Here is an 18,623-nt window from a genome sequence, read left to right as displayed (position 1 = left end):
GAGGGGGAGATCACGCTCCTCACCACTCCAGGCCGAACACCAGCTTGCCGAAATGCAGGCCGCCCGCGGCCATGTGGGCGTAGCCTTCGGCCGCTTCGCCAGGTGAAAACACCTCGTCGACGACCGGCTCGATCCCCGCCGCGCCGATGGCGCGGGCGGCGTCGCGAAGATCCGATACCGATCCGGTGTTGTTGCCGATCACCTTCAGCGCCTTGATGATGATCGGCAGCAGGTTGACCGTGGCCTCGGCGCCGGTGACGAAGCCGATGGTGAACAGCGTGCCGCCGGGCGCGGTGGCGTTGATGGCGCGGGCGAAGGTGGCGGTGCCGCCGGTCTCGACGACGAGGTCGGCGCCGAGGCCATCGGTCAGCTCCAGCACCTTGCCGTCCCAGTCAGGCGTCGCGCGGTAGTTGATGAGATGATCGGCGCCGAGTGCCTTCGCCCGCTCCAGCTTCTCGTCCGACGACGAGGTGATGATGACGGTGGCGCCGGCGGCCTTCGCAAGCTGCAGGGTGAAGATCGAGACGCCGCCGGTGCCAAGCAGCACCACGACCGAGCCCGGCCCGACATTGGCGGCGCGGATGGCGTTCCAGGCGGTGGTGCCGGCGATCGGCAGCGTCGACGCCGCCTCGAAGGAAAGATGCGCCGGGACCGGCACGAGCGAATTGGCCGGCAGCGCGGCATATTCGGCCAGCGATCCCGGCAGCGAGACGCCGCGCATCTGCGTCATCTCGTAGGGTCGCGGCGGGCCGCCGATCCAGCGTGGCTTGGCATGGGCGACGACGCGATCGCCGACGCCGAATCTCGTGACATCCTCACCCACGGCGACGATCTCGCCGGCACCATCGGCGATGGGGATCAGCGGAAAGACCGGTCCGGGATAATTGCCGCTCGCCACCGCGACATCGACGAAATTGAGGCTCGCCGCGCGCTGGCGGATCAGCACCTCGCCGCGTTGCGGCTCAGGGGTTGCAACGGTGGCGGCGCGGAAGGCGTCCAGCCTGGGTTGGCTGAGTTCGATGGCTTTCATGGTTTCACTCCGGTGGGACGATTGATGGGTTGAGTGAACCTAGTTGCTGCGTTATTTCTGGATAATCCTGATCTTCCACATTTGAGTATTGCAAATCATGCAGCAATTTCATGAACCGGCGGCCCTTGCCGAAATGGCGGCCTTCGCGGCCATTGCCGAGGCGCGCTCCTTCACCCGCGCGGCGGCGCGCGTCGGGCGCGACGCGACCATCCTGTCGCGGCGCCTGCAATCGCTGGAGGAGCGGCTGGGGGTAAGGTTGCTCGCCCGCACGACGCGCAGCGTGTCGCTGACCGAGGCGGGCGCCGAATTCCTGGTGCGCGTGCGCGCCATCCTCGCTTCCGTCGACGAGGCCGAGGCCGCCGCGTCGGCGCATGCCGGCGGCGGTCCGCGCGGCCTGCTCAGGCTGTCGCTGCCCGGCACGTTTGGACGCATGTGGATCGGGCCGCTGCTGCCGCAATTCCTTGCCGAATTTCCCGATGTCCGCATCGAGGCCGAATTCTCCAACCGCTTCGCCGATCTGGTGGCCGAGAATTTCGACGTCGCCGTGCGGCTTGGCGCGCTGGAGGATTCACGCCTGGTGGCGCGCAAGGTGGCGACGCGGCGACGCCTGCTCTGCGCGGCCCCCTCCTACCTCGCCCGAAAGGGCCACCCGGAGACACCGCAGGCGCTGCTCGGACATTCCTGCCTGGGCTTCAGCGGCTTCCAGACCTTTCCGGCCTGGGAGATGACCGACCGCGAGGGCCGGCGCGCGCGCGTCGAGGTTTCCGGGCCGCTGGTCAGCGACGATGCCGAGGTGCTGGTCGAGGCCGCCGTGCAAGGCGTCGGCCTGATGATGAGCACCGACTGGCTGGTCGGCCGCGAACTCGCCGACGGACGGCTGGTGCCTGTGCTGGAGGAGTGGACGCTGGCCGACGAAGGCGCGGTCTATGTTGTCATGCCCTCGGCCAAGGGCCAAGCCGCCAAGACCCGCGCCTTCGCCGACTGGATCGGCAAGCGCTTCGCGCCGGAGCCGCCCTGGCGGCGGTGAGGTTGCTGATCTCCCCCTAGAGGGGAGATTACGCGCACATCCCTCACTTCCCCTGCCCCTTCATGAACTGGCTGAGCAGATCCACCGGCAGCGGGAACACCACCGTGGACGATCGCTCGCCGGCGATGTCGTGCAAAGCCTCGAAATAGCGCAGCTGCATGGCCTGCGGCTCGGCCGCCAGCATGCGGCCCGCCTCGACCAGTTTCGCCGCCGCCTGCTGCTCGCCCTCGGCGTTGATCACCTTGGCGCGCCGCAGCCGCTCGGCCTCGGCCTGCTTGGCGATGGCGCGGATCATGTTCTCGTTGAGGTCGACATGCTTGATCTCGACATTGGACACCTTGATGCCCCACGCATCGGTGCGCTGGTCGAGGATCTCCTGGATATCGCTGTTGAGCTTGTCGCGCTCGGCCAGCATCTCGTCCAGCTCATGCTTGCCGAGCACCGAGCGTAGCGTGGTCTGCGCCAGCTGGTTGGTGGCGGCCATGTAGTCCTCGACCTGGATGACCGCCCGCTCGGCGTCGACGATGCGGAAATAGAGCACCGCGTTGACCTTGACCGAGACATTGTCGCGCGAAATCACGTCCTGCGGCGGCACGTCCTGCACCACCACCCGCAGGTCGACCTTCACCATCTGCTGCACGAAGGGAACGAGGATGATGAGGCCGGGCCCCTTGACCCCGGTGAAGCGGCCGAGCGTGAAGACCACGCCGCGCTGATATTCCCTGAGGATGCGGATGGCCGAGGACAGGAACATGATCACGACCAGTGCGACGACCAGATAGGCGATATAACCAATCATCATTGTGGTGCTCCATTCCTTGCCGCGTCGCGCCGCCGCACCGTCAGCACGAGGTCGCTGATATCGGTGATCTCGACACTGTCGCCGGCCGCGATCGGCTCGTCGGCCTTCGCCCGCCAGCGCTCGCCGAGGGCCAGGACATGGCCCTCTGCGCCCTGCCAGTCGAGGATCTCGACGGGTAGGCCGCGCATGGCCTCGCCGCCGACGCGCGGCGGGTTCTTGCGCGCCGCCCAGACATAGGTGCCGGTCAGCAGCGCCAGCCCGAGCGTCAGCGCCGCGGCGGGACCGATGACGGCCCACGACATGGCAAAGCCCGGCCCCTCTACCCGCAGCAGCATGGCGGCGCCGAACAGAAAGGCGGCCACGCCGCCGAGCCCGAGCACGACGGTGGGATTGAAGGCCTCGATGACGAGGAAGGCGAGGCCGAGCAGCATCAGGGCAAGGCCGGTATAGTTGATCGGCAGCAGGTCGAGCGCATAGAGGCCGAGAACGAGGCAGAGCGTGCCGATGACGCCGGGCGCGACCGCTCCGGGACTGGTGAACTCGAAGACGATGCCATAGACGCCGACCAGCATTAGTATCACGGCGACGTTCGGATCGGTGATGACGCCGAGCAGCCTGATGAACCAGCCGGGCTCCAGCGTCTCGACCGGCAGCCCCTTGGTCGCCAGCACCATCTTCTTGCCGGCGACATCGACGGTGCGCCCGTCGGCCAGTTGCAGGAGCTCGGTTGTGTCGCGGGCGACGAAGTCGATGACATGTTCCTGCAGCGCCGCATTGGCCGACAGGCTCGCCGCCTCGCGCACCGCCTTTTCGCCCCAGTCGCCATTGCGCCCGCGCAATTCGGCAAGCGACCGGATCAGGGCGACCGCGTCATTGGTCACCTTGGCCATCATCGCGTCGCCTGCCGGCCGCCCGCCCTGGCTCTTCTGGTCGCTCTTGTCCTTCTGGTCGTCCTTCTCGCCGCCCGGAAGCGACGGCAGCCCGCCGATCTCGACCGGCGTCGCGGCGCCGAGATTGGTTCCCGGCGCCATCGCCGCGACATGGGTCGCGTAGAGGATGTAGGTGCCGGCACTCGCCGCATGGCCGCCGGCCGGCGCGACATAGCCGATGACGGGCACCGGCGAGGCCAGGATAGCGGCGATCATCTCGCGCATCGAGGTGACCAGCCCGCCGGGTGTGTCGAGTTGAAGGATGAGGACCGCGGCGTCCCGCTTGGCGGCGGCATCGAGCGCTTCCTCGAGCTGCCTGCTGCTTGCCGGCCCGATGGCGCCGTCGATGGCGACGCTCAGCGCGACCCTCTCGCTCCCGGCTGAAGAGAAGGGAGAAAAAACAGCCACGGCGACGAAGGCCGCGGCAAGAAGGGCCACCCGCGCGAAGGTCACGCTCAAAGCTCCATGGACTCAATATGGGTTGTATTTTGGTGAGTCCAAGAGGAGCCGAAGCCGGCGACCGGCGAAGGCCGAAGCGACGACGGATTGCGTCCCCGCGCCGAAAAGGTCGGCGCGGGATATTGTTCGGTCTGCGGATCAGAACTTGTAGCTGAGCCCGACCCGGATATCGTGCGTCTGCAGGTCGACGTTCGTCTCGGTAGGCAGGCCGGCTGCTATCGACAGATCCTGGTTGCCGAAATCGGAGTAGCGGTATTCGGCCCGCGCGATCCATCTGTCGGTGAAGGCATGCTCGATGCCGGCGCCAACCGTCCAGCCGACATGGCTCTCGTCGTGGAACGGTATTTCACCGCCGGGGCCGGCGCTGACCGCGGTCACTTCATATTTGGCCGCGGCCACGCCGGCGGTGATGTAGGGCAAGGTCCGGTCGAACGCATAGCCCGCCCGCAGCCGCGCCGATCCCTGCCATTTGAGTTCGCTCTTGAGCAATGTGGTGACGCCACCGCCGCCGGTGTCGACAGGTGTCAGTCCGTCGGCATTGCTGTAGGCGATGTCGGCCTCGGCGCCGATCACGAAGCTGTTCGCCATCTGGTAGTTGGCGCCGATATGGATGCCGCCGACAAAACCGTCCGGATCAAGCGGCACGCTGAGGTCGGATCCGCCGCCGAAGCCGCCGCCGGCGATGAAGAGATTGGATTTTCCGGCTGCGTAGCCGGCGTCGACGCCGGCATAGAGGCCGGACCAGTCGTAGCCGGCAACGGGCGAGACCTCATTGATGTCGGCCGCGCACGCCATGCCGACAGGCGCCAGGGTGAAGGCCGTCGCGAGAAGAATGATTTTCATTGTTTGTCTGCCGCCCCAATATGTTGTGGTCCTCGCCACGAAAATACTCCGTGGCGATCCAGCTGTGGTCGAGGCCCCCGGTGTTGCATTGTCCGTCGGCTGCGTCTTGGGCTGGGTCGCACCGGAATTGTCCGGGAAAGCGGGACGCCGCTTTCCCGATTGGTGTGACCATTCAGCCGCAGTCGATCGATGCGAACGCGGCCGCTGTGACACCGAAGGCACCGGCGAGGACGGTGCGGTGCGGCACCTACTCCGGCGACGGCACCGGTGGCTTTGAGGTCAGCGCCGTGCCGGCGGCCGCCGCGATGACGGCGGCGACGCCGGCCAGTTGCGGCAGGCTCAGGCTTTCGTGCAGGAACAGGAAGCCGGCGAGCGCGCCGAGCCCCGGCTCCAGGCAGGTCAGCGTGCCGTAGATGCGGGCCGGCATCCGGGTCAGCGCCACCATCTCCAGGAAGAACGGCAGCGCGCTGGAAAACAGGCCGACCAGCAACGCACTGACCAGGATCGACGGCGCCAGCAGCCCCGTTCCGGCCTCGGCGATGCCGAAGGGCAGCACCAGCACGGCGGCGATCGCCATGCCATAGGCGGTGGTTCGGGTGCCAAGCTCGGCGCCCGTCTTCTGGGCGAGGACGATATAGAGCGCCCAGAAGCCGCCGGCCGCCAGCGCCAGCATTACCCCGGTCGGGTCAAGCGGCTGCTGGGAGCGGGTGAAGGGCGACAAAAGGATGATGCCTGCCACCGCCAACGCGATCCAGGCAAAGTCGCTGGCGCGCCGCGACGTCAGCGTCGCCACCAGCAGCGGCCCGGAAAATTCGAGCGCCACGGCGACCCCGAGCGGGATCCTGGCAAGGGCCGCGTAAAACAGGAGGTTGAGCGCGCAGAGCGTCACTCCATAGGCGACGAGCCAGGGCAAGTTGGCGCGTGTCGGCCGCATCTGCCAGGGACGCAACACCGCGATCAGCATCAGCGCGCCGACGACCAGCCGCAGCGTCGTCGTGCCTTGCGCGCCGATCACCGGAAACAGGGTTTTTGCGAAAGTGGCGCCGATCTGGATCGACACCATCGCGCCCATCAGCGCCGCGACGGGCAAGGGCGCCGCTTCGCGACTGGCAACCGGCATCGATGTCACTTTGGTTTCATCCTTCCGGGGCACAAATCGCCTAGCGGCATGGAAATAGGCCAACCCGGCGGGCTTGTCGTGAGGCAGCAGCGGCGTCTTGATGGGGCAAGCGCTTAGAAATTGATTTGTCGGCGGATCGCGCGCGTTGACGGGCCAAATGCGTTGACGTTTGGCAGAGAGATCAATCACTTCGTCATCCACGGGCGGAGCAAGGAGCGCAGCGACGCGGCGCAGACCCGAGGATCCATGCCGGGACTCCAAAGCGTCACTACGGTCCAGAATTCTGCACCGCTGCACTACACGTCTAAGGTCACGGAATGGATCCCAGGGTCTCCGCGACGGAGCTTCGCTCCTGCTTCGCCCGGGGATGACGACGTTGGAGAAGCTGCGGCGTATGCAACTCGTCAACGCAAGCAACCGCCCCCAGAGGTAATGTCTCAGTTTGAAATCTGATGCCGCGCCTGTCGCGAACCGAGCCGAACTCCCATATGCTTAGCGCAAAGCATGGGAGTTGCCATGAGCCTTCAATACCGAGATTTGTCCGATCAATGGGTGACAAGGAAGTCGTTAGCCGCTACTGCGCGCGATTTCCATGATGAGCTATGCGCCCAAATTAAGCGCGCTCAGAAGCATGGCGCACCTCATGTTGAAATCAATTCCGGCGAACTGCATCGTAAAGTTGGAGGCTACCCCGGCACGGGACACAGAATGCCACTGTGCTGCGACGCTATGTATTTTGAGAAACGCGATGCGGATGAGGTCGTTTGTGCCCCTTTAAAGGGTAAGAATGCCCCGGACCTATTGGCGAGAAACGCCCCGCTGACGTGATCGGCAATGCCGTTCGCGTCAGGCGCGCTGTCGCCGCCGCCGGTTTAGCCGCCGAACGACACGCCCCTGCGACGCATTCCCGCCTGCACGCCGCGCACGATCAGCCTGGACAGGACTTCCATGTCCCAGGGCATGCCCGGACGCCAGACATCGAGCAGCAGGGCTATGCGGACTTCATCGGCATTGTTCATCACCTCGTGCGGATAGGTATCGTCCCACAGCATGCCTTCGCCGTCGGTGATCCGTTTCTCCTGATGGTCGATCATCATGACGGTCGCCGGGCGGCCATCGACTTGCCGCGGGATGACCAGGCCGAGGTGGAACCGCATGATGCCGCGGAAGGGTCCGCGATGGCTGGGAATGTGCTTGCGCGGTGCGAGGAACGAGATAGCCGCCGATTTGACCTCAGGACATTCGGCAAGCAAGCGGCTGAGAACCGGCATGCGCGCAAGGTTCTCCGGAACCGCCATGTCATAGGCCTTGAGCACGAACATGCGCCAGTCAAGGCCGTCATTGGCCGAGATTTCGGCCTGCTCGGGCATGATGTCGTGAAAACGCGGGACCTTGCCCAGACGTACGCCCAGCGCTTCGTCGCGGATTTCACGCCAGGCGTCGATGAATTTCGCCGCGTTGGGAAATTCGGTCTCGGTATCGAGGATCGCCGGCGCGTCTATCCGCTTTTCATAGACACGCCGAACGACGCCGGATGCAAGATCATAGGTACGGGACATCGCATTGCCTCGACGACACTATAAGCGGACATCCGGCGCTTCGGCTTACACATTTAGTTCACTGCGCCGTCACCTTCGCCGCCAGCCGTGGTCCGGCCTTGACGTCGACGATCTCGGGCTTGGCGCTGTCGACCGCGCCGTCCCATCCGCCGCCAAGCGCCTTGTTGAGGGCGATGTAGTTGGTTGCCAGCAGCACGCGGCTTTGCAGCAGTGAATCCTCGGCCGTGTAGAGCGAGCGCTGCGCGTCGAGCACATCGAGCAGGCTGGTCTCTCCTGCCTTGTAGAGCGTGCCTTCGAGATTTGCCGCCTCGCCATAGGATTTCGCCGACGAGGCAAGCTTGCTGATCCGGACGCGCTCCTGCGCCATCAGCACCAGCGCGTTCTCGACATCCTCGAGCGCGGTCAGCACCGAGGCGCGGTAGGCGATGAAATACTGGTCGCGCTGCGCCCGGGCGACGTCGGCTGCGGCCTGCAACTGGCCGGCATTGAACAGCGGCACGCTGAGCGTCGGCCCGAAGGACCAGCCGATCGACGAATTCTTGCCGAGATCGCCGAGATTGAGGCCCGCCGTGCTGATGTCTCCCGTCAGGCTGACCGAGGGGTAGCGCGCCGCCTCGGCCTGGCCGACCTTGGCGGTGTATTGCGCGTACTGCCGCTCGGCCATGAGCACATCGGGGCGCGACAAAAGGATGTCGGCGGGAATCCCGGTCGGCATTGGCAGGCGCGGCGACGGGATCGGCTTGCCGCGCTTCAGCCGCTCGCTGAGTGCGGCCGGCGGCCGGCCGGTGAGCACGGACAGACGATGCACCGCCTCGGCATAGCTTGCTTCCAGGGTCGGCACCTCGGCCTCCGTGCTGGCCGCTTGCCCCATCGCCTTGGCGACGTCGGCGGCCGTCGCCGACCCCGCCAGAGCCATGGTGCGGGTGAGTTCGGCGGTCTGCCGCTGCGACACCGCCGAACGCCGGGCGAGCGCGATGCGGGCCTGGTAGCCGCGCGCCTGGGTGTAATAGGACGCGACATCGCCGACCAGCGTGAGAAGGGTCGAGCGCAGCTCCTGCTCGGACGCATCCACGCCATAGCGCGCGGCCTCGACGCCCCTGCGATTGGCGCCGAACAGGTCGAGTTCCCAGCTGGCGTCGAAACCGGCCTGGTATTCGCTGTAGATCGAATTGGTCCCCGCCGTGGTCGCGGCCGACTTGTTGCGGGTGACCGAGCCGGAGCCGTCCACGGACGGCAGCAGCGTGCCCGCGCTCTGGCGATAGCTGGCGCGCGCCTCGCGGATCTTGGCCTTGGCGGTGGCGACATCGAGATTGCCGGCGACCGCTTCCGCGACAAGCGTGTTGAGCTGCGGATCGCGCAAGCGCTGCCACCACTGCGACAGTTGCGCCGGCTGGGCGGATTTCGTCGGCTTCTCACTGCTCCAGTTCGCCGGCATCGGCAGGATCGGCGTCCGGTAGTCCGGGCCGACGACGCATCCGGCAAGCAAAACAGCCGTAATCATGGGCGCAATGAGCCGCCCCGCGGCCACCGGGCCACGTTCCAAACCTGTCATGGGAAGTTCCTTATTGCTGGTCGGCCGTCGCCGGCTTCTCGTCCGTGCCTTGCCCGAGATCCGGCCCGGTATCCTGTTTGGCCACCCTGCCCTTGAAGATGCGCCGCACCGTGACGAACAGCAGCGGCACCAGGAACACGCCGATCACCGTCGCCGCGATCATGCCGCCCATGACGCCGATGCCGACCGAGTTCTGTGCGCCGGAACCGGCGCCGCTGGCGATCGCGAGCGGCATGACGCCGAGGATGAAGGCCAGCGACGTCATCAGGATCGGCCGCAATCGTTGTCGCGCCGCCTCGAGCGTCGCCTCGACGAGCCCCATGCCGGCCGCCTGCCGCTCGATGGCGAACTCGACGATCAGGATGGCGTTCTTGGCTGCCAGGCCGATCGTGGTCAGCAGGCCGACCTTGAAATAGACGTCGTTGGTCTGGCCGAAGAGGGTCGCCGCGGCGAGCGCGCCGAAGATGCCGATCGGCACCGACAGCATGACCGCGAACGGGATCGACCAGCTCTCATAGAGCGCCGCCAGGCACAGGAACACCACCAGTGCCGAAATCGCATAGAGCGACAGCGCCTGGTTGCCGGAAAGCCGTTCCTGATGCGACAGCCCGGTCCATTCGTGGGAATATCCGGGCGGCAGCTGCGCCACCAGCCTGTCGATCTCGTCCATCGCCGCACCGGAGCTCACGCCGGCCGCCGCCGCGCCCTGGATCTCGACCGCCGCCGAGCCATTGTAGCGTTCCAGCCGCGGCGAACCGAATGTCCAGTGGCTGGAGGCGAAGGCCGAGAACGGCACCATGGCGCCGCTGGCATTGCGCACCTGCCATTTGTCCAGGTCTTCCGGCTGCATGCGGAAGTTCGCGTCCGACTGCATATAGACCGGCTTCACCCGCCCGCGGTCGATGAAGTCGTTGACGTAGTCGCTGCCCCAGGCGCTCGACAGCGTGTTGTTGATGTCGGCGAGGCTGACGCCGAGCGCGCTGGCCTTCTCCTGGTCGATATCGATCGAGAATTGCGGCTGGTCCTCCTGGCCATTGGGCCGCGTGTTGGCGAGCAGCTTGCTCTGCGCGGCAAGACCCAGCAGCTGGTTGCGCGTCTGGATCAGCGCGTCATGGCCGGCGCCGTTAACGTCCTGCAGGTAGAAATCGAAGCCGTTGGTGTTGCCGAAACCCTGGATGGCGGGCGGGGCAAGCGCGAAAACCTGCGCATCCCTGATCTTCGAGAAAGCGCCCATGGCGCGCCCGGCAACCGCTTGCGCCGACAAGGCCGGCGATTTGCGCAGGCTGAAATCCTTCATCGGCACGAAAGCGATGCCGACATTCTGCCCGGCGCCGCCGAAGCCGAAGCCGGAGGCCGTAAAGACGCCCTGGACGGCGTCCTTTTCCTGCTTGAGATAGTGGTCGGTCACCTCAGCCAGGACACGCTCGGTCCGGTCCTGCGTCGCACCGACCGGCAGCGACACGCTGGTGATCAGGATGCCCTGGTCCTCTTCCGGCAGGAACGAGCTCGGCAGCCGGGCAAACATCCAACCCATGGCAACGACAATGGCGAGGAACACGGCCAGGAAGCGCCAGGACCGCTTGATGATGCCGTGCGAGCCGTCGCGATAGGCTGTCGTGCCGCGATCGAAGACGCGGTTGAACCAGCCGAACGGGCCGGTCTGCGTCGCATGGTCCTTGGGCCGCTTCAGGATCGTGGCGCAAAGGGCCGGCGTCAGCACCAGCGCGACCAGCACCGACAGCACCATGGCCGAGACGATGGTGACCGAGAACTGCCGGTAGATGATGCCGGTCGAGCCACCGAAGAAGGCCATCGGCACGAACACCGCCGACAGCACGGTGGCGATGCCGACCAGCGCGCCGGTGATCTCGTTCATCGATTTTCGCGTCGCCTCTTTCGGCGACAGATCTTCCTCCGCCATGACGCGTTCGACATTCTCGACCACGACGATGGCGTCGTCGACCAGCAGGCCGATGGCCAGCACCATGGCGAACATGGTCAGCGTGTTGACCGAATAGCCGAACAGCGACAGCACGCCGAACGTGCCGAGCAGCACCACCGGCACGGCGATGGTCGGGATGATCGTCGCCCGCAGATTCTGCAGGAAGATGAACATCACCAGGAACACCAGCACGATCGCCTCGGCCAGCGTCTTGACCACCTCCTCGATCGACAGCCGCACGAAGGGCGAGGTGTCGTAGGGGTAGACGACCTCGACGCCTTGCGGGAAGGTCGAGCTCAGCCGGTTGATCGTCGTGCGCACCGCTTCCGCCGTGCTGATGGCGTTGGCGCCGGTTGCGAGGTTGACGGCGACGCCGGCCGCCGGCTGGCCATTGTATCTGGCTTGCGTCGTATAGCTCTCGGCGCCGAGCTCGACCGTGGCGACATCGTTGAGGCGAACGAGCGAACCGTCGGTCTGGCTCTTCAGGATGATGTTGCGGAACTGTTCGGCGGTCTGCAGCCGGCTCTTGGCCGTCACCGTGGCGTTGAGCTGCTGGCCCTTGCGTTGCGGCATGCCGCCGAGCTGGCCGGCCGAGACCTGCGTGTTCTGCGCCTGGATCGCCGCGGCCACGTCGCTCGGCATCAGCGTGTATTTGGCGAGCTTGTCGGGATCGAGCCAGATGCGCATGGCATAGCTGGAGCCGAACAGCTGCGTCGAGCCGACGCCTTCGACGCGCTTCAGCGTGTCGTTGATGGTCGAGTCGACATAGTCGGCAAGGTCGGTCGAGTTCATCTTGCCGTCGCTGGAGACGAAGCCGATGACCATCAGGAAGCCGGTCGAGGATTTGGAGACGGTGATGCCGTTGCTCTGCACCACCTGCGGCAGCTGCGACTGCACCAGCTGCAGCTTGTTCTGCGTCTGCACCTGGGCGGTGTCGGGATCGGCCGCGCTGGTGAAGGTCAGCGTTATCGTGGCCTGGCCGGTCGAGGTCGAGGTCGCCGTCATGTAGTCGAGATTGTCGATGCCGGTCATGCCTTGCTCGATGACCTTGGTCACCGAGTTCTCGACCGTTTGCGCGTCGGCGCCCGGATAGTTGGCGCTGATGTTGACCGTGGTCGGCGCGATCTGCGGATATTGCGAGATCGGCAGCGTGGTGAGCGCGAGCAGGCCGCCCAGCATGATCACGATGGCGATCACCCAGGCGAAGATCGGCCGGTTGATGAAGAATGCTGACATCGCCTCAGTTCCCGGTCGACTGGCTGCTATCGGCCATCTTGGACGTGGAAGGTGCGGCCGAAGAGGTCTGCGCCCGGTCCTTCACCTCGCCGGTCGTCTCGTCGATCGTCACCTCGACGCCCGTCGCGTCGCCGCCGGGGCGCACCAGCTGCAGGCCCTCGACGATGACACGGTCGCCATCGCCGACGCCCGAATCCACCAGCCAGTTGTTGCCAACGCTGTTGCGCACGGCGAGCACGCGCGTTTCGACCTTGCCCTGCGCATTGATGACCATGGCGGTCGCCTCGCCCTTGGTGTTGCGGGTGACGCCGCGCTGCGGCACCAGGAAACTGTTCTGGGCGACGCCCTCTTCGACCAGCGCGCGCACATACATGCCCGGCAGAAGCAGGCGGTCGGGATTGGGGAACTCGGCCCGCAGCGCAAAGGTGCCAGTGGTCTGGTCGACATTGGCGCCGGCGAATTCCAGCTTGCCGGTCTGGTTGTAGATGGTGCCGTTCTCGAGCTTCAGCTTGACGCTGACATTGGGGCCGCTGAACTTCAGCCGGCCCTCATTGATGGCCTGGCGCAGGTTGAGCAGATTGGTGCTCGACTGCGTGACGTCGACATTGATCGGATCGAGCGAGCGGATGGTGGTGAGCAAGGTGTCCTGATTGGCGGTGACCAGGGCGCCCGGCGTCAGCGACGACTTGTCGATGCGGCCGGCGATCGGCGCGGTGATCTTGGTGTAGTCGAGATTGATGCGCGCGGTTTCGACACTGGCCTTGGCGGACGCCACATCCGCATTGGCCTGGGCCAGCGTTGCGGCGGCATCGTCATAATCCTGTTTGGAAACAACGTTCTGCTTCAGCAAGCCGGCATAACGGTCGAACTTGGCCTGCGCCGTCGGCACCGCCGCCTCGGCCTTCTGTTGGGCCGCCTGCGCGCTGTCATAGGCGGCCTGGTAGCTCGCCGGATCGATGAGGTAGAGCGGTTGCCCGACCACCACCTCGCTGCCCTCCTTGAACAGGCGCGCCTGGATGATGCCGTTGACCTGCGGGCGCAAATCGGCGGTGAGCGAGGCTGAAGTGCGTCCCGGCAGTTCAGCTGTTATCGCCACCGACTGCGGATGCAGCGTGACGACGCCGACTTCCGGCTTGCTTGCACCCGCCATGCCGGCGGGAGCTTTGCTCCCTTCCTGCGAACAGGCCGCCAGAAGTACCGTGGCGGCGAGTATCGCCGCCCAGGGCGCGAGCCGGCGTGGATGGGCCGACACGACGGATTGGCTAGGCGTGAAAGGCATGGCCTGGATCTTTCCCTGGAGTTGCGGCGGCCTGGCACCGGAAGCGGGGCCAGGCAGGATCGATGAAATACGCTCGACGGCGATCGATATCGTGAAAATGGGCCGCGCCCATGCCAGGGCGGCGTCGAGCAGTGCCTCGAAGCGGCTCATGTCGCGCTCCTTCTCCGCGGCCAGATCGAACCCGACGATCGGATTCCGGGCCGCGATGCCCATCGCGCTCATTTATGCCGATTGGCGGTTGCATGCCAAGCCTTGCCTGCATCCTATGCGGTCTTGCGGTCATGATGATCGTGGAGCTGCCGCGAAACCGGCAGCGACAGGCGCCAGGCGGCAAAGTGCAAGCGGATCGCGCCCTGCGGCGTGTCGACCGGCGGCATCTCCGGCGTGACGGCATGGCCGGCGCGCTGGCCGAGCGCGCCGATCGGCCTGACCGACGCAATCAGCCGCAGCATCATCAAGGCTTCCCACATTGCCGTGCTTCCGTTGTGCGTGATTTGAAGGGGTGGGATGGCTGGATCTGTCAGCCATCCCACGGGACCGGCCGGCCCGAGAACGGGTTGGGCGCCGGGCCGGCCGGCGCAGCCGGCTGGAGTGATCAGCCGTTCCCGGGCTGGGGTGGCGGAAGCTGCCCGCCCTGGTCGGGCGGACCTCCAGGTGCGGCTGCATCATTCGGCGGGCCGCCCCAGGGGCCGGGGGGTGGTCCGTGGGGGCGTTCCGCCGAAGCGAGGATTTCGAGCTGTTCGGGCGTAAGCTTGGCGCGCAACGCGGCGATCGCATCCTTGAGCTTGGCGGCCGAAGCCGCGCGCGCCGTGATGTCGTCGGCCAGCCTTTCCTGGAAGGCGAAGGCATCGGGCTTGCCGCCGGGAGCCGCATCGGGTCCCTTCGCCTCGGCTTCGCCGGGGCCGCCAGTGCCGTCGGGGCCGCGATCAGGCCGGGGCGGCGAAAGCACCGCCTGCAGCGCACTGGTATAGTCGCGCCAGGCGTCGAGCTGCTCGCTGCGGATGCCGACGCGCGTCTCGAGCGCCGCCAGCCGGGTGGCCAGCATGAATTCCGGCGGCGGTCCCCTGCGGCGGGGACCAAAGCCTTCAGGGCCATGCGGACCCCAACCCTGCGGGCCCCAAGCTTGCGGACCCCAGCCTGGCGGACCATGCCGCATCGGGCCATGCGGGCCAAAACCCTGAGGTCCGGGCATCGGGCCGTCCTGCATGGCCATGGCGGGAGGCGGCTCGCCGGGAGCGGGGCCGGCATCGGGCTGCGCCGCCAGCGCGGGATGAATCGCGGCGACGGAAAACAGGCCGAGCGCAAGAAGTCTGCTTCGCATGATTGTGTTCCTTTCTCTCATGCATCGGACGGCCATGAGGATAGGAAGCCTGTTTGTCCGCTTCGCGTCGGCATGTTGCCGAAGGTTTCCGCAAAGCGGCGATTTGTTTCCCAATGTTTCCCGCCCCCGGCCAGAAACATTGCGTTGCAATTTTCCATGCCGCCGGCGCGCGCGCTCCCTATAATCAGCCTCGAGCCCCCAATAATCACGGGCAAGGGCAGGCATCATGCAGTCACAACCCCATATCCTCGTCGTGGACGACGACCGCGAGATCAGGACGCTTCTCGGCCGCTACCTCGACGGCCAGGGCTTTCGCGTCTCGGTGGCGGCCGACCGGCGCGAATGCGAGCAGAAGCTGGCGGCCGGCCAGTTCGACCTCGTCGTGCTCGACGTCATGCTGCCGGACGGGTCGGGCCTCGACATCTGCCGGGGCTTGCGGGACCGCAAGCCCCACGTCCCCGTCATCCTGCTGACGGCGCTGAAGGAGGATGTCGATCGCATCATCGGGCTGGAACTCGGCGCCGACGACTATCTCGGCAAGCCCTTCAACCCGCGCGAGCTCACCGCCCGCATCCGCGCCGTGCTGCGGCGCGCCGCACCGGAGGAAGCGCCCGCTCCCCGCGCCCGCGTCTACCGCTTCGCCACCTACCGGCTGGAACCCGACACCCGCAAGGTGACGGACACGCAAGGCGCGAGCATCGATCTCACCGGCGCCGAGTTCGACCTGTTGCAGGTCTTCCTCGACCGCCCCGGCCGGCTGCTGTCGCGCGACCAGCTGCTTGATCTCACGCAAGGCCGCGAGCGCGACCCGCTCGAACGCTCGGTCGATGTGCTGATGAGCCGGCTGCGCCGCAAATTCTCCGACACCGGCGAAGGGCCGCTGTTCAAGACCGTGCGCAATGGCGGCTATCAGCTCACCGCCCGTGTCGAGACGGTGGAGGCGCAGGCGTGAACTCGCTGCGCCGCCGCCTCATCCTGCTTTTGGTCATTTCGATCGTCGGCGTCGTCGGCCTGGCGACCGCCGCCGTCATCAGCGTGCGCGGCGGCGGGCCGCCGCCGGAGCTGACCGTGCCCTGGATCGCCCAGCAGATGGAACTCGTGGCGCGGCTGCTGCCGGGGCCGATACCGGATGTGCTGCGGGTGCAATTCTCAGACCATCCGGCCGCCGGCAAGGTCGCCCGCGCGGAAACGGAGATGCTCAACGACATCCTGCAACGCCGCGGCCTCGACCTCCTGGCGATCATCAGCGAAAAGCCCGGTGAACCCGGCCAGACCGCCTCGGTGCAACTGCCCGACAGGCGCTGGGCGATCATGGACGTGCCGCACCTCAAGCCGCCAGGGCGCGAATGGCTGGTGCTCGCCGGCTGGATCTCGCTGATCGTCGCCGGCGCCACCGCCGTCTCGGTCTATTTCACCTCGGTGCTGATCCGGCCGCTGGAAATGCTGGAAGCCGCCGTCTCCAAGATCGGCAGCGACGGTGTGCTGGCAGCGGTGCCGGAAGTGGGTTCGGCCGAGGTCAAGGCGACGGCCCATGCGCTGAACCAGCTGTCGTCGCGGCTGAGAGTGGCCATGGAAAGCCGCATGCGCCTCGTCGCCGCCGCCGGCCACGATCTGCGCACGCCGATGACGCGCATGCGGCTGCGCGCCGAATTTCTCGACGAGGAACGCGACAAATGGCTTCACGACCTCGACGAGCTCGACCGCATCGCCGACAGCGCCATCCGCCTGGTGCGCGAGGAGGTGAACCAGGACGCCGTCGAGCCGCTCGACCTGGAAAGGATGGTGCGCGACATATCGGCCGAAATGGTCACGCTCGGCCATCACGTCTCGATCGGGCATCTGGACAAGGTTTCGGTGCGCGCCGGCGCGCTCGGCCTGCGCCGGGCGCTGCGCAACCTGATCGTCAACGCCGCCACGCACGGCAAGGCCTGCGGCATCGACCTCGCGCTCGCCGACAGGCGCGCGGTGCTGACCATTTCCGACAACGGCCCGGGCATTCCGCCCGACCTCATCAACAAGGCCTTCGAGCCCTTCTTCCGCGTCGACCCCGGCCGCCAGCAATTCATTCCCGGCGCCGGCCTGGGCCTGGCCATCGCCAAGGAGATTATCGAACGCTATGGCGGGACGGTGACGCTGGAGAACCGCCTAGGCGGCGGGCTGGCGCAGACGGTGGTGTTCAAGGCTGTGTGAGGGGGATCAAACCGGCGACGTCGGCGGGACAGCGCCCCCCTCTGTCCTGCCGGACATCTCCCCCACTTGGGGGGAGATTGGCTGTTATCGCGATCTTCGCCAATCGCCTACGTTGCAAGAAGAGCTGAGCGTCAAAGCTGCCAATCTCCCCCCTCGTGGGGGAGATGTCCGGCAGGACAGAGGGGGGCGCGAAGGATCGCGACCTTTCCCTCTTATCCCGCGATCGCCATCGGCACAGCGCTCTTGTTGGGGATCTGGATATCGATCTCCAGCGTCGACATGGTCTCGCCGCGATCCATCGAGACCTGCAGGTAATCCTGGTCGATCTGCACGTGCTTGGCGATGACGGCCATGATCTCCTCGCGCAGGATGGAGACCAGGTCGGGCTGGCTGCGGTTGCGGCGCTCATAGGCGAGCAGCACCTGCAGCCGCTCGCGCGCCACCGGCGCGCTGGAGCGCCGACGGAAAAGGTCGAACACGTTCATGCCGCCCTCCTTCCCAACAGCCGGTCGAGGAAGCCTTTGCGCTCGAAGGGAACGACGACCGGCAGGTCCTCGCCTTCCAGCCGCCTTGCGGCGTCGAGATAAGCCTTGGCCGCGGTGTTGAGCGGCTCCGACAGCGTCACCGGCGCGCCGAGGTTGGAGGCGCGCAGCACATCCTGGCTCTCGGGGATGATGCCGAGCAGCGGCACCGAGAGGATTTCCAGCACATCGTCGATGCTGAGCATTTCACCCCGCGCGGCCCGCGCCGCGTCATAGCGTGTGACCAGCACGTGCTTGGCGATCTGCTCGCCCTGTTCGGCGCGCATGGTGCGGGCGTCGAGCAGGCCGATGATGCGGTCGGAATCGCGCACCGACGACACTTCCGGATTGGTGACGATGACCGCCTCGTCGGCAAAGCGCATGGCGAGCTGCGCGCCGCGCTCGATGCCGGCCGGGCTGTCGCAGAACACATAGTCGAACACCGAGCGCAGCTTGTCGATGACCTCGCCGACGCCCTCTTCCGTCAGCGCGTCCTTGTCGCGCGTCTGCGAGGCCGGCAGCAGGAACAGCGTCTCGACCCGCTTGTCGCGGATCAGCGCCTGCGACAGCTTTGCCGTGCCCTGGATGACGTTGACGAGGTCGAACACGACGCGGCGTTCGGCGCCCATGATCAGGTCGAGATTGCGCAGGCCGACGTCGAAATCGACCAGGGCCACCTTCTTGCCGGTCTTGGCCACGGCGGCACCGAGCGCCGCCGTCGAGGTGGTCTTGCCGACGCCCCCCTTGCCCGAAGTGACCACCACTACCTTGCCCATGAAAAATGCCTCCGTTGTTATTCGTTTATTTCCGGGC

The 18,623-nt window shown here is 66.4% G+C and carries 17 protein-coding genes; 4 read left to right on the top strand and 13 right to left on the bottom strand.

Annotation, left to right across the window (positions count from 1 at the left end; all coding sequences use genetic code 11):
- Positions 1-19: 19 nt before the first annotated feature.
- A complete protein-coding gene (locus MesoLj_RS16635; RefSeq protein ID WP_202326751.1) occupies positions 20-1,030 on the bottom strand; it encodes a zinc-dependent alcohol dehydrogenase family protein in 1,011 nt (336 codons plus the stop codon).
- A 97-nt stretch (positions 1,031-1,127) separates the two neighbouring features.
- On the opposite strand from MesoLj_RS16635, the gene MesoLj_RS16630 reads away from it, so the two are divergent.
- Complete coding sequence (locus tag MesoLj_RS16630; RefSeq protein ID WP_202326750.1) at positions 1,128-2,057, top strand: LysR family transcriptional regulator; 930 nt, start codon at positions 1,128-1,130, stop codon at positions 2,055-2,057.
- A gap of 43 nt (positions 2,058-2,100) precedes the next feature.
- Here the strand turns inward: MesoLj_RS16630 and MesoLj_RS16625 are convergent, their stop codons facing one another.
- The 4 genes from MesoLj_RS16625 to MesoLj_RS16610 form a co-directional block, all read right to left on the bottom strand.
- On the bottom strand, positions 2,101-2,859 hold the full coding sequence (locus tag MesoLj_RS16625; protein WP_202326749.1) for a slipin family protein: 759 nt from the start codon (positions 2,857-2,859) through the stop codon (positions 2,101-2,103).
- Positions 2,856-4,241, bottom strand: a complete 1,386-nt coding sequence (locus MesoLj_RS16620; protein ID WP_202326748.1) for an NfeD family protein — start codon at positions 4,239-4,241, stop codon at positions 2,856-2,858. The genes MesoLj_RS16625 and MesoLj_RS16620 overlap by 4 nt, the downstream gene beginning before the upstream one ends.
- Positions 4,242-4,385: 144 nt before the next feature.
- Positions 4,386-5,090 carry an outer membrane protein gene (locus MesoLj_RS16615; protein ID WP_202326747.1) on the bottom strand — a complete coding sequence of 235 codons (705 nt, stop codon included), beginning with the start codon at positions 5,088-5,090 and terminating at the stop codon, positions 4,386-4,388.
- 247 nt (positions 5,091-5,337) lie between these two features.
- On the bottom strand, positions 5,338-6,219 hold the full coding sequence (locus MesoLj_RS16610) for an EamA family transporter (protein ID WP_202326746.1): 882 nt from the start codon (positions 6,217-6,219) through the stop codon (positions 5,338-5,340).
- A gap of 507 nt (positions 6,220-6,726) precedes the next feature.
- On the opposite strand from MesoLj_RS16610, the gene MesoLj_RS16605 reads away from it, so the two are divergent.
- On the top strand, positions 6,727-7,038 hold the full coding sequence (locus MesoLj_RS16605; protein WP_202326745.1) for a hypothetical protein: 312 nt from the start codon (positions 6,727-6,729) through the stop codon (positions 7,036-7,038).
- A gap of 44 nt (positions 7,039-7,082) precedes the next feature.
- Here the strand turns inward: MesoLj_RS16605 and MesoLj_RS16600 are convergent, their stop codons facing one another.
- The 6 genes from MesoLj_RS16600 to MesoLj_RS16575 all read right to left on the bottom strand — a co-directional run bounded on the left by MesoLj_RS16600 (position 7,083) and on the right by MesoLj_RS16575 (position 15,099).
- The gene (locus MesoLj_RS16600) at positions 7,083-7,769 is read right to left on the bottom strand and encodes an aspartyl/asparaginyl beta-hydroxylase domain-containing protein (protein ID WP_202326744.1); all 687 of its coding nucleotides are present in this window, start codon (positions 7,767-7,769) and stop codon (positions 7,083-7,085) included.
- Positions 7,770-7,827: 58 nt separating this feature from the next.
- Complete coding sequence (locus tag MesoLj_RS16595; protein ID WP_202326743.1) at positions 7,828-9,321, bottom strand: efflux transporter outer membrane subunit; 1,494 nt, start codon at positions 9,319-9,321, stop codon at positions 7,828-7,830.
- Positions 9,322-9,331: 10 nt separating this feature from the next.
- The gene (locus tag MesoLj_RS16590; RefSeq protein ID WP_202326742.1) at positions 9,332-12,499 is read right to left on the bottom strand and encodes an efflux RND transporter permease subunit; all 3,168 of its coding nucleotides are present in this window, start codon (positions 12,497-12,499) and stop codon (positions 9,332-9,334) included.
- Between the two features lie 4 nt (positions 12,500-12,503).
- Complete coding sequence (locus MesoLj_RS16585) at positions 12,504-13,778, bottom strand: efflux RND transporter periplasmic adaptor subunit (protein WP_342215833.1); 1,275 nt, start codon at positions 13,776-13,778, stop codon at positions 12,504-12,506.
- Positions 13,779-14,041: 263 nt separating this feature from the next.
- Entirely contained in the window at positions 14,042-14,248 is a 207-nt protein-coding gene (locus tag MesoLj_RS16580; protein ID WP_140771106.1) for a hypothetical protein, read from the bottom strand.
- Between the two features lie 125 nt (positions 14,249-14,373).
- Positions 14,374-15,099: a hypothetical protein gene (locus MesoLj_RS16575; RefSeq protein ID WP_202326741.1), complete on the bottom strand. Its 726-nt coding sequence runs from the start codon at positions 15,097-15,099 to the stop codon at positions 14,374-14,376.
- Positions 15,100-15,325: 226 nt separating this feature from the next.
- Between MesoLj_RS16575 and MesoLj_RS16570 the strand changes: the two genes are divergently transcribed.
- Together MesoLj_RS16570 and MesoLj_RS16565 are read left to right on the top strand one after the other, a co-directional pair.
- Complete coding sequence (locus tag MesoLj_RS16570; protein WP_202326740.1) at positions 15,326-16,051, top strand: response regulator; 726 nt, start codon at positions 15,326-15,328, stop codon at positions 16,049-16,051.
- The gene (locus tag MesoLj_RS16565) at positions 16,048-17,289 is read left to right on the top strand and encodes an ATP-binding protein (RefSeq protein ID WP_202326739.1); all 1,242 of its coding nucleotides are present in this window, start codon (positions 16,048-16,050) and stop codon (positions 17,287-17,289) included. Before MesoLj_RS16570 ends, MesoLj_RS16565 begins: the two co-directional genes overlap by 4 nt.
- Before the next feature lie 212 nt (positions 17,290-17,501).
- Here the strand turns inward: MesoLj_RS16565 and minE are convergent, their stop codons facing one another.
- Together minE and minD are read right to left on the bottom strand one after the other, a co-directional pair.
- Entirely contained in the window at positions 17,502-17,774 is a 273-nt protein-coding gene (minE, locus tag MesoLj_RS16560; protein WP_056571260.1) for a cell division topological specificity factor MinE, read from the bottom strand.
- The gene (minD, locus tag MesoLj_RS16555; RefSeq protein ID WP_056571258.1) at positions 17,771-18,586 is read right to left on the bottom strand and encodes a septum site-determining protein MinD; all 816 of its coding nucleotides are present in this window, start codon (positions 18,584-18,586) and stop codon (positions 17,771-17,773) included. Before minD ends, minE begins: the two co-directional genes overlap by 4 nt.
- Positions 18,587-18,623: the final 37 nt, after the last annotated feature.

The sequence above is a fragment of the Mesorhizobium sp. 113-3-9 genome (genome assembly GCF_016756515.1).
In the GTDB taxonomy this organism is placed as follows: Bacteria; Pseudomonadota; Alphaproteobacteria; order Rhizobiales; family Rhizobiaceae; genus Mesorhizobium.
This window is presented reverse-complemented; position numbering and strand designations above follow the sequence as displayed.